The 10685-nt window shown below is 70.4% G+C and carries 9 protein-coding genes, 1 rRNA gene and 1 pseudogene; 9 read left to right on the top strand and 2 right to left on the bottom strand.

The window, feature by feature from the left end; genetic code table 11:
• Positions 1 to 83: 83 nt before the first annotated feature.
• The 7 genes and pseudogenes from rrf to recN all read left to right on the top strand — a co-directional run bounded on the left by rrf (position 84) and on the right by recN (position 7953).
• A 5S ribosomal RNA gene (gene rrf / locus NAM01S_RS22495) occupies positions 84 to 200 on the top strand.
• Positions 201 to 1278: 1078 nt separating this feature from the next.
• Positions 1279 to 2325, top strand: a pseudogene (locus NAM01S_RS36195) (tetratricopeptide repeat protein); the annotation flags it as partial.
• Positions 2326 to 3181: 856 nt separating this feature from the next.
• Positions 3182 to 4072 carry an HAD-IIA family hydrolase gene (locus NAM01S_RS22485; RefSeq protein ID WP_067788264.1) on the top strand — a complete coding sequence of 297 codons (891 nt, stop codon included), beginning with the start codon at positions 3182 to 3184 and terminating at the stop codon, positions 4070 to 4072.
• 13 nt (positions 4073 to 4085) lie between these two features.
• Positions 4086 to 4394: a hypothetical protein gene (locus NAM01S_RS22480; protein ID WP_084483179.1), complete on the top strand. Its 309-nt coding sequence runs from the start codon at positions 4086 to 4088 to the stop codon at positions 4392 to 4394.
• A 1-nt stretch (position 4395) separates the two neighbouring features.
• Positions 4396 to 5217: a TlyA family RNA methyltransferase gene (locus NAM01S_RS22475; protein ID WP_067788262.1), complete on the top strand. Its 822-nt coding sequence runs from the start codon at positions 4396 to 4398 to the stop codon at positions 5215 to 5217.
• Positions 5214 to 6206 carry an NAD kinase gene (locus NAM01S_RS22470; protein WP_067788260.1) on the top strand — a complete coding sequence of 331 codons (993 nt, stop codon included), beginning with the start codon at positions 5214 to 5216 and terminating at the stop codon, positions 6204 to 6206. The genes NAM01S_RS22475 and NAM01S_RS22470 overlap by 4 nt, the downstream gene beginning before the upstream one ends.
• Positions 6184 to 7953 carry a DNA repair protein RecN gene (recN, locus tag NAM01S_RS22465; protein ID WP_067788258.1) on the top strand — a complete coding sequence of 590 codons (1770 nt, stop codon included), beginning with the start codon at positions 6184 to 6186 and terminating at the stop codon, positions 7951 to 7953. Before NAM01S_RS22470 ends, recN begins: the two co-directional genes overlap by 23 nt.
• A gap of 66 nt (positions 7954 to 8019) precedes the next feature.
• Here the strand turns inward: recN and NAM01S_RS22460 are convergent, their stop codons facing one another.
• Positions 8020 to 8442, bottom strand: a complete 423-nt coding sequence (locus NAM01S_RS22460) for an SRPBCC family protein (RefSeq protein ID WP_067788255.1) — start codon at positions 8440 to 8442, stop codon at positions 8020 to 8022.
• A gap of 159 nt (positions 8443 to 8601) precedes the next feature.
• Here NAM01S_RS22460 and NAM01S_RS22455 point away from each other — a divergent pair, with 159 nt between their 5' ends.
• Both NAM01S_RS22455 and NAM01S_RS22450 read left to right on the top strand, forming a co-directional pair.
• Entirely contained in the window at positions 8602 to 8937 is a 336-nt protein-coding gene (locus NAM01S_RS22455) for a hypothetical protein (protein ID WP_067788253.1), read from the top strand.
• Positions 8938 to 9138: 201 nt separating this feature from the next.
• Positions 9139 to 10326: a zinc-dependent alcohol dehydrogenase gene (locus NAM01S_RS22450; protein ID WP_067788251.1), complete on the top strand. Its 1188-nt coding sequence runs from the start codon at positions 9139 to 9141 to the stop codon at positions 10324 to 10326.
• A 1-nt stretch (position 10327) separates the two neighbouring features.
• On the opposite strand, the gene NAM01S_RS22445 is transcribed toward NAM01S_RS22450, so the two are convergent.
• Entirely contained in the window at positions 10328 to 10549 is a 222-nt protein-coding gene (locus tag NAM01S_RS22445; RefSeq protein ID WP_067788250.1) for a lipopolysaccharide assembly protein LapA domain-containing protein, read from the bottom strand.
• Between the last annotated feature and the right edge of the window lie 136 nt (positions 10550 to 10685).

Raw genomic sequence — 10685 nt, 5'->3', positions numbered from 1 at the left:
GTCGGTTCGGGAGTTCGAGGGCTGGGCCCTCGAAGATTCTCTCAACCGGGGTTTCACGGGGTGTGTGGATAGTTTCATAGAGTTACGGCGGCTATAGCGGTGGGGAAACGCCCGGTCCCATTCCGAACCCGGAAGCTAAGGCCACCTGCGCCGATGGTACTGCACTCGACAGGGTGTGGGAGAGTAGGACACCGCCGGAACATCCTTTCACGATAGGGGACCCAATTCTGGGTCCCCTATCGTCGTTTGGGGCGCTTTCGCGCCCCTGGCGCCGTCGAGTCCGAGCCCCACCGACGGCACGTGATTCAATTTGATGGGGCCCTGAACAACCTCAGCGGAACCTAGAGAGGGATCACCGTGTCCGAAGACAACGACGGTCGGAAGCCATTCCGACGTAGCGCTTCCGCCTCCGGTCAGCGCGACGCCGGTTCTGACCGGCCGTCCCGCGGCACGGGTGGCCCCTACGGATCTTCGCGCGGCGGGTTCGACCGCAAGGGCGGGTCCGGTGAACGCGGTGAGTCCGGTGGACGCGGCGGCTTCCAGCGCCGCGAGGACTCCGGCGGCCGTGGTGGTGCCGGAAGACGCGAAGGCGCCGAAGGTCGCGGCGGTTTCCGGCGAGGTGAGGAGTCCGGCGAGCGCGGCGGTTACGGTTCGCGCGGTTCTTCCGAAGAGCGCGGTGGTTTCCAGCGTCGGGGCGAATCGGGCGAACGCGGCGGCTACGAGCGCCGCGGTGACTCCGGCGAACGCGGCGGTTTCAAGCCGCGCCGCGACTCCGACGACAAAGGTTTCAAGCCACGCGACGGTTCAGAGGATCGCGGCGGCTATGGCCGCGGCGGCTCGGGCGAGCGCGGTGGATTCCAGCGCGGCGGCTCGGGCGAGCGCGGTGGTTTCAACCGTGGTGGGTCCGGCGAGCGCGGTGGTTTCAACCGTGGTGGGTCCGGTGAACGCGGTGGTTTCAACCGTGGTGGGTCCGGCGACCGTGGCGGTTTCAACCGTGGCGATTCCGGTGAGCGGGGCGGTGCCGAGCGTGGTGGATACCAGCGTGGCGGTTCCGAAGATCGCGGCGGTTTCGGCCGCGGTGGCTCGGGCGAGCGTGGTGGATTCAGCCGCGGTGGTGGCGAGCGCGGTGGTTTCGATCGTGGCGGTTCCGAGCGTGGTGGATACCAGCGCGGTAGTTCCGAGGATCGCGGCGGTTTCGGCCGCGGCGGCTCGGGTGAGCGCGGTGGGTACGAGCGGCGCGGTGATTCCGGTGAGCGCGGTGGTTTCAAGCCGCGGCGCGACTCCGATGACAGAGGCTTCAAGCCGCGCGGTGAGCGTGGTGGTTTTGATCGCGGCGGGGATTCCGGCGAACGGCGGGGATTCTCCGGGCGCGGCGAGGGCGAGCGTGGCGGATACGAGCGTCGCGGTGACTCCGGCGCGCGCGGTGGTTTCCAGCGGCGTGGTGACCGTCCCGATTACCCACGGCGCGAAGGCGGTCGCGGGGATTCCGAGGATCGCGGTTTCGACCGCGGCGAGAGCGGCGAAAGCGGCGGGTTCAAGCGCCGGAGCGAATCGGGCGATTACGACCGCGGACAGCAGGATCGTCGACGCGGCGGTGAGGGCGCTCGCGCCGGCGGCGGCCGGTCCATGGACCGGCGCCCGCCGCGTCCCGAGGAACCGGATCTGCCCGAGGACGTGCAGGCGTCCGATCTCGACACCGCCATCCGTCGCGATCTGCTGAGCCTGGACAAGGGCAACGCCGAGACCGTGGCGCGGCACCTGGTGATGGCGGTCCGCCTCGTCGAGGACGATCCGCGCCTCGCGCTCGCGCACGCACGCGCGGCAAGACAGCGCGCGGGCCGGATCGCGGTCGTGCGCGAGACCGCTGGCGTCGTCGCGTACCACGCGGGTGAGTGGGCGGAGGCGCTGTCCGAGCTGCGCACGGCGCGGCGCATGTCCGGCGGTTCCGGTCTGCTCGCCGTGATGGCCGACTGCGAGCGCGGTCTCGGTCGTCCCGAGCGCGCGATCGAGCTGGGTCGTAGCGAGGAGGCTCGCGCGCTGAGCGGTGACGAGGCCACCGAGCTGCGCATCGTCGTGGCTGGCGCGCGCATGGATCTCGGTCAGTACGACCAGGCCGTGGTGACGCTGCAAACGTCCGACCTCGACCCAGAGCGCACCGGTTCCGCCGCGGCGCGCCTCTTCTACGCATACGCCGACGCCCTGGTCGCCGCGGGCCGCACCGACGAGGGCCTGACCTGGTTCCTCAACGCGGCCTCCGCCGACCTCGACGGCGAGACCGACGCCGAGGAACGCGCCGACGAACTGACCGGCGACACCGACCTGTAGTTCGAGTCGAGCCCGGCGACCGCGGACCGGCGATCGCCGGGCTGTCTCACCGTCCCGACTCTGCGATTGTTCGATCGCCGAATCAGCGAAGGCCTCGCCGCGCAGATAGGCACGAGTGTTGGTGGATGGAAGTCCCAGGTCGTCGTCGAGGTCGGAGGCGGTCCGGCATGCGCGACGACGAACCGTCGACGCCGGCGATCCGGGCTCGCATCTCGTGCCTGATTCGGTGAATGCAGCGGTTGGTCAGACCCCGCGGACGTCGTGAGTGTTGGACGCGCCCGCCGCTGAGACACTCGGATGTCGCTGTGAGGTGTCCGTCCGGGCGCGCCTGAGTGGGATCGAACTGCGTTACTCGAGGTCTACACCGCGCGTCGGTCACGAACGAACAAGGCGCATCGGCCCCTGAGACGCTCGGCCGCCGCTGTGAGCTGTCGGCCGGTGTCGGTCCGAGGTTGCGCTGATGAGCAGCGGTCTGCTCGTTGTCCCTGAAGCGGCGGCACGATCGTGTGCGGGATCGCCGGGACCACCCTTCAGCACCCCGCGTCAGCGTTCGTAACCGACTGTGAAGCGTGGGCGCGGAACGGGTTTCGGGCTCGGGTAGACGGCCGGAACCGGGGTTCCACCGAGCGACGAGGCCACCGCGGGTGGCTGTGGAGTCGGCAACGCGATGCCGTACCTGTCGGCCGCCTGACGTAGGGTCTTAGGTCTCGGCGTGTTGTCGAGGCGGCTCGGATCGGCGGGCGTGCACGGCGACTCGGCCGCGGAGATCGGGCCGTGAGCGCGCCGCGACCCGACTACTGCTCGCCGCGCACGGAATTCGGCACGGCGCCGGAGGGTGACACGAAGTGAGAGTGGTGTGAAGCGGCTACGAGATCGCTACGAAGCCCTGCTGCTGGACCTGGACGGCACGCTGTACCGCGGTCCCGCGGTGATCGAGGGTGCGCCGGAAGCGTTGGCGGGCAACGGCGAGTCGGAGCAGCGGCTCGTGTACGTGACCAACAACGCCAGCCGCGGCCCTGAGGTCGTAGCCGAGCATCTGGCGGACCTGGGCTTCCCCGCGACCGCCGAGGACGTGGTGACCAGCGCCCAGGCGGCCGCGCGGCTGCTTGCCGAACGCCTACGTCCCGGCGCCGAAGTGCTCGTCGTCGGCACCGACGATCTGGTCGCCGAGGTCGACGCGGTCGGCCTGCGCGGCATCCGCCGGTTCGACGGGACCGTGCCCGCCGCCGTGGTGCAGGGGCATTCCCCGCAGACCGCTTGGCCGGATCTGGCCGAGGCCGCCTACGCGCTGCGCGCCGACGCGCTCTGGGTGGCGGCCAACACCGACAAGACGCTGCCGAACGAGCGCGGTCTCGCACCGGGCAACGGCGCGATGGTCGCCGCGCTGCGCGCCGCGTCGGACCGCGAGCCGATCGTCGCGGGCAAGCCGTACGCGCCGCTGCTGGAGGACGCGCTGGTGCGCGCGGGAACCCGCAGCGCGCTGGTCGTCGGCGATCGGATGGACACCGACATCGAGGGCGCGCAGCGCGTCGGACTCGAATCGCTGCTCGTGCTGACCGGCGTGAGCACCCTGGACGAGCTGCGCGCCGCACCCGAGGCCCGCATCCCCACCTACGTCGCGGATTCGCTGGACGCGTTGAACCATCCGCCGGTCGACGACGACTCGACCGACGACCTGTCCGAGCGGCTCCGTCGCAACCCCGGTCGGGCGGTGACGGTGCGCGCGTCCGGTTCGGAAATCCGATAGCGTTGGCAGCACGATGACTACTCCGACGCCCCGCCCGCAGGGACCCGGCGTGCCCGGTCCCGGACCGAACGCGCCCCGCCCCGGCATCCCGCTGCCCGGCAGGCATCTGCCCGGCGCGCAGGGCCGCCCGGAGCCCGCCGACCCGGACCGGATCCGCAGCGAGATCGACAGCCTGCTCGCCGAGCTCGACGCGCGCGGCGCCGCCTTCGGGGCGGCAGCGGAGAGCGCGGAATCCGGCGTCGACATCACCCGGCGCGCGCGCATCCTGGAGCAGGCACACGACGTGCTGGTCCAGGCCCTGGCTACGGTGGACAAGATCTGAGGTGGCCAGGCGGGCGCGAGTGGACGCCGAACTCGTTCGCCGCGGGTTGGCGCGATCGCGGGAGCACGCGGTCGAGCTGATCGGCGCGGGTCGGGTCCTGATTGCTGGATCGGTCGCCACGAAACCGGCGACCGCGGTGGAGGCGGGCACCCCGCTGCTGGTGCGGGAGGAACCCGACGAGGTGCAGTGGGCGTCGCGCGGTGCGCACAAACTCCTCGGCGCGCTGGAGCGTTTCGAGGCCGAGGGCGTGCGTGTCGCTGGCAAGCGCTGTCTCGACGCGGGCGCGTCCACCGGCGGGTTCACCGACGTGCTGCTCAGCAGGGGCGCGCGCGAGGTGGTGGCCGTCGACGTCGGGTACGGCCAGCTGATCTGGCGGTTGCAGAACGACGACCGGGTGCGCGTGTACGACCGCACCAACGTCCGCAACCTGACACCCGAACTCATCGACGGCACGGTCGAACTCGTCGTCGGTGACCTGTCCTTCATCTCGCTCGGCCTGGTGCTTCCCGCACTCGCCGCCTGCGCCGCCGACGGCGCCGACCTGCTGCCCATGGTGAAACCGCAGTTCGAGGTGGGCAAGGAAAGGGTCGGCTCCGGCGGCGTGGTGCGTGATCCGGCGTTGCGCGCGGAGGCCGTGCGGACGGTCGCCGCGGCGGCTGCCGAGCACGGGCTGCGCACGCTCGGCGCGGTGGCCAGCCCGCTGCCGGGTCCGTCGGGCAATGTCGAATACTTTTTGTGGCTGCGCAAGGACGGGCAGTTCGAATACGACGCGGAACAGGTCGCTGCTCTCGTCGAGCGTGCGGTTGAGGAGGGTCCACAGTGAACGCGGTGGCGCCGGTATCCGGCGGCCGGGAGATCCTGCTCGTCTCGCATCCGGGCCGGGCCGAGATCATCGAGACCGCCCACCGGGTGGCGAAGATCTTCACCGAGGCGGGAATCGGGCTGCGGGTTCTGGACGACGAGGCCGACAGCACCCGCTTCGACGTCGAGGCCGGGCCGGACGCGGTGGCCCTCGCGGCCCCGGGCGGCTATCCGGTGCGGGTGGTCGAGCACGGCCCGGACGCCGCGGTCGGCTGCGAGATGGTGCTGGTGCTCGGCGGCGACGGCACGTTCCTGCGCGCCGCCGAACTGGCGCGTCCCGCGTCGGTGCCGGTGCTGGGAATCAACCTGGGCCGCATCGGTTTTCTCACCGAGGCCGAGGCCGAGCACCTGGACGAGGCATTGGGCCAGGTGGTGCGCGGCGACTACCGCATCGAACACCGGATGACGATCGACCTGTCGGTCCGGGTGGACGACGAGGTGGTGGAGACCGGCTGGGCGTTGAACGAGGCAAGCATCGAGAACGCTTCGCGGATGGGCGTGTTGGAGGTGGTGCTCGAGGTCGACGGGCGTCCCGTCTCGGCGTTCGGCTGCGACGGCATCCTGCTCTCCACACCGACCGGTTCCACGGCCTACGCTTTCTCGGCGGGCGGGCCGGTGGTGTGGCCGGAGCTGGAGGCGCTGCTGGTGATCCCGAGCAACGCGCACGCGCTGTTCGCCCGGCCTCTGGTGACCAGCCCGGAGTCCAGGATCGCGGTGGAATCCGTTGCCACGGGCCACGATGCGATAGTTTTCCTGGACGGCAGGCGCACCATGGCGCTGCCGAAGGGCGGCCGCGTCGAGGCCGTCCGCGGCGCCGAGCCGGTGCGCTGGGTGCGGTTGGACTCCGCGCCGTTCGCGGACCGGATGGTGCGCAAGTTCCAGTTGCCTGTGACCGGCTGGCGAGGCCGACGGCGAACGGAGAGCACACGTGCTGACAGAGATCAGGATTGACAGCCTCGGCGTCATTTCCACGGCCACGGCGCAGTTCCACGAGGGTCTCACCGTCCTGACCGGTGAGACCGGCGCGGGCAAGACCATGGTGGTGACCAGCCTGCATCTGCTGAGCGGGGCCCGCGCCGACGCGGGCCGGGTGCGGCTCGGCGCGGCGCGCGCGGTGGTGGAGGGCCGGTTCACCGTCGAGGACGTGAACGAGGCCGCCCGCACCGAGGTCGGACAGGTGCTGGAGTCGGCGGCGGCAGAAGCCGACGACGACGGCAGCATCATCGCGATCCGCACGGTCGGCAGCGACGGACGCTCCCGCGCGCACCTCGGCGGGCGCGGCGTGCCCGCCTCGGTGCTGGCTGATTTCACCGCGCCGCTGTTGACCGTGCACGGCCAGAACGACCAACTGCGCCTGCAACGCCCGGAACAGCAGCTCAACGCGCTCGACCAATTCGCGTCCGAGACCGTCGGCCCGCTGCTGCGCAAGTATCAGGTGCACCGCCGCTCCTGGCTGGACGCACGCAACGAACTGCTCGAACGCACCGCGCGCAGCAGGGAATTGGCGCTGGAGGCCGATCGGCTCAAGCACTCGCTCGCCGAGATCGACGCCATCGCACCGGAACCCGGCGAGGACGTGCGGATCGTCGGCGAGGTGCGCAGGCTCAGCGACCTGGATTCGCTGCGCGAGGCCGCGGCGACCGCCCACGACGCGCTGGCCGGTCCGGCCGACGCGCCCGAAGACGGTTCCGGCGCACTGGAATTGCTCGGCGCCGCGCGCTCGCGGCTGGAATCGGCCGACGACCCGGCGCTGTCCGCGCTCGCGCCCCGGCTCGGTGAGGCCATCGCGGTGGTCGTCGACCTGACCACCGACCTCAGCGGCTACCTCTCCGATCTGCCGTCGGATCCCGGCGCGCTCGATTCGCTGCTGACCAGGCAGGCCGAACTCAAGAGCCTGACACGTAAGTACGCGCCCGACATCGACGGCGTCATCGCGTGGGCCGACGAGGCGCGCGCCCGGCTGGATTCGCTGGACGTCTCCGAGGAGGCGCTCACCAAGCTGGCCGCGGAGGTCGACATCGCCGCCGAACGCGTGCGCGCGGCGGCTCGCAAGCTCACCGCGGCCCGTACCAAGGCGGCGGGCAAGCTGGCGGCGGCGGTCAGCGCCGAGCTCGGCGGTCTGGCGATGGGGAAGGCGCGGCTGGAGGTCGAGGTGCGCCCGGTGCCCGCGGGGGCTCAGGATTCCGCGCCGTTGACCGTCGACGGCACCGAACTGCACGCGGGTTCGTCCGGTGTGGACGAGGTCGAGTTCCGGCTCTCCGCGCATTCGGGCGCGCAGTCGCTGCCGCTGAGCAAGAGCGCATCCGGTGGCGAGCTGTCGCGGGTGATGCTCGCGCTCGAGGTGGTGCTCGCCAGTTCCGATCACGGCGCGACGATGGTGTTCGACGAGGTCGACGCCGGTGTCGGCGGCCGGGCCGCGGTGGAGATCGGCCGCAGGCTGGCCAGGCTCGCGCGCACCCACCAGGTCATCGTGGTGACCCACCTGCCCCAGGTCGCGGCGTTCGCCGACACGCATCTGGTGGTGGACAAGTCCGACGACGGCAAGGGCAAGGTCAACAGCGGTGTCCGTGCGCTCACCAAGGACGAGCGGGTCATCGAGCTGGCCCGCATGCTCGCCGGTCTGGACGACACCGAGACCGGTCGCGCGCACGCCGAGGAACTCTTGGAGACCGCCCGCGCGGAGCGCGCCACCGCCTGAGTTCTCGGAAACGCGAAAGGCCCTCGCCCCGAATCGCTTCGGAGCGAGGGCCTCGTCACGTACGGGTCAGCGGAACGCCTTCTGCGCGCCCTTGATGAACTGGTTGATCAGGACCCGCAGGCCGGCCTCGACTGCCTTGGCGGGCACCGGAAGGCTCGGTTCCGATTCCATCGTGTACGTCACCCGGGTGCCGCAGTCGGCGTCGGCGAAGGTCACGATGCCGACGTGGCGCTTCACCGGGACGCCCTTGACGATCTTGTATTCCATCCGCTCGCCGGGCACCAGCTTGGTGGTCTCCTCGATGAAGCCGAGGCTGCCGCGGCCTACCACGTACTGAGCGCCCACGCCGGAGGGCGTCGGAGAACCCGGCTTCTTCAGGGTGAACTGCACGCCGGGCAGGTGGCCGTTGATGCCGTCCCGTTCGGCGAAGAACTTGTAGACGGCCTCGCGCGGGGCGGGGATTACGGCGTCGACGGTGCTGGTGGCCATGCGTGTCTCCTCTTCGAGCTGTCTGTGACGGAAGTGTATAGGTACCACGTCACGCCCCGGAGTGCCGTGTAGGCGCGGTCACATTCCGTCGATTCGGTTTCGGCGCGCGCTGACGGGCAACTGCGGGTACATCGACAGTCGAACTTCAGGAGGACGACGATGTTCCGAACGGGTCTTCGCTTGGCGTTCATCACCGCGGCCGCCGCCTCGGCGGTCGTGCTCGGCGGCGGGCTCGCCGCCGCGGCCCCGACGCTCACCGCCGACACCGCGGAGGAAGGCAGCATCGCGGTCGGCAGCAACCCGGCGGGTGAGCAGTGGACATGCGTGCTCGTCGGCTCGGCCGAGGAGGCGGGGAGCCGCTTCGACATGGCGCGCGCCGGAGAGAGCCGCGGCGGGTTCGCCGCGGGCAGCACGGTGACCGCGGGATGCCTCAACACCCAGTCGTTCGCCATCACCGTCGTCACGGGCGTGACCTCGCTCGACGACGCCGACTGACGCGGTCCGGCCGCCGAGGAGTTTCGGTAGGCGGCCCGGCTCGGTCGTTCGAAGACCGGGGCGGGCCGTCTGCGACAGCACTCGCGTCGGAGCGCCTGATTTCGAGATAGGCAGGCCGGAGCGCGCTTCCGGCCTCGACAAAGACTTGGTCCGACGGCGCGTCAGGGCCGCCGGTATTCGAACACTCGGCGAGGAGACCGCATGAAGGCCGTGACGTGGCAGGGCAGGCGCAAGATATCGGTCGATTCCGTGCCGGATCCGCGCATCGAATCGCCCACGGACGCGATCGTGCGGGTGACGTCCTCGGGCATCTGCGGTTCCGATCTGCACCTCTACGAAGTGCTCGGCGCGTACATGAGCGAAGGCGACGTGCTCGGGCACGAGCCGATGGGCATCGTCGAGGAGGTCGGCTCGGAGGTGACCGCTCTGTCCAGGGGCGACCGGGTGGTGGTGCCCTTCCAGATCAGCTGCGGTCGCTGCGTGATGTGCGCGGCGGGTCTGCCGACCCAGTGCGAGACCACGCAGGTCCGCGACTACGGCAGCGGCGCCGCATTGTTCGGCTATTCCAAGCTCTACGGCCAGGTGCCGGGCGGGCAGGCCGAGTATCTGCGTGTGCCGTACGCCGACCACACGCACATCAAGGTGCCCGAAGGTCCCGGTGACGACCGCTTCCTCTACCTTTCCGACGTGCTGCCCACGGCGTGGCAGGCCGTCGAGTACGCCGGGGTGCCGGACGGGGGTTCGGTCACCGTGCTCGGCCTCGGCCCGATCGGTGATATGGCGTGCCGGGTCGCGGCGCAGCACGGTTACCGCGTGATCGGCGTCGATCGCGTGCCCGAGCGCTTGGCGCGGGTCGCCGCGCGCGGTATCGAGGTGCTCGACTTCGAGGCGGTCGGTCAGCCGCTCGGCGACGTGATCAGGGCGCTGACCGAGGGCCGAGGCACCGACGCGGTGATCGACGCTGTCGGGATGGAGGCGCACGGCTCGCCGTTCGCCTCGATCGCCCAGCGCTCCGCGGCCTACCTGCCGGACGCCGTGGCGCAAAAGCTGATGGACAACGCGGGCATCGATCGTCTCGCCGCGCTGCACTCGGCGATCGACATCGTGCGCAGGGGCGGGACGATCTCGCTGGTCGGCGTGTACGGCGGGATGGTCGATCCGATACCGATGCGGGTGCTTTTCGACAAGCAGATCCAGCTGCGGATGGGCCAGGCCAACGTCACCCGCTGGGTCGACGACATCATGCCGCTGCTGGTGGACGGCGATCCACTCGGCGTGGAATCCTTTGCCACGCACCGTCTTCCACTGTCCGCCGCGCCCGAGGCCTACGCGATGTTCCAGCAGAAGTCCGACGGTGCGGTGAAGATCGTGCTGGAACCGAGCGCCTGAGCTAGCGCCGCTTGCGCATGGTCAGCACGCCGGCGATCCAGCCGACGGCGAACATGACGAGCAGGATCAGCCACATCGGCGATTGCACGCTGATCAGCAGGAATTCGATCGTCACCTTGGTGCGGTTCTCGAAGACGAACACCACCGCGAGCACCGTCAGAGCCAGTGCGGCCCACTGCGTGGGCGAGATCCGCGACAAGAACGAACGGGATTCGGTGGCCATCGGTCGATCCTCTCTGCCCGGGTGCCTGCCGTGCCGTCGCCGCCGCTGCGGCTACGCCGCGAACGTGCTCGGCAGTGAGAAGTCGCTCCAATGTAGCCGAGTCGCTCGAGTGGCGGTGACGATGACACGGAATTGC

Origin of the sequence: Nocardia amikacinitolerans NBRC 108937, from assembly GCF_001612615.1 — a bacterium.
GTDB lineage: Bacteria > Actinomycetota > Actinomycetes > Mycobacteriales > Mycobacteriaceae > Nocardia > Nocardia amikacinitolerans.
The sequence above is the reverse complement of the archived record's forward strand: the minus strand, read 5'-3'. Positions and strand labels throughout refer to the sequence as shown.

What these genes read in the sequence shown, in the direction of transcription:
- NAM01S_RS22480 (WP_084483179.1), top strand. Translation starts at nt 4,086, where the DNA reads ATGACTACTCCGACGCCCCGCCCGCAGGGACCCGGCGTGCCCGGTCCC.
- NAM01S_RS22460 (WP_067788255.1), bottom strand. Translation starts at nt 8,442, where the DNA reads ATGGCCACCAGCACCGTCGACGCCGTAATCCCCGCCCCGCGCGAGGCC.
- NAM01S_RS22455 (WP_067788253.1), top strand. Translation starts at nt 8,602, where the DNA reads ATGTTCCGAACGGGTCTTCGCTTGGCGTTCATCACCGCGGCCGCCGCC.
- NAM01S_RS22450 (WP_067788251.1), top strand. Translation starts at nt 9,139, where the DNA reads ATGAAGGCCGTGACGTGGCAGGGCAGGCGCAAGATATCGGTCGATTCC.
- NAM01S_RS22445 (WP_067788250.1), bottom strand. Translation starts at nt 10,549, where the DNA reads ATGGCCACCGAATCCCGTTCGTTCTTGTCGCGGATCTCGCCCACGCAG.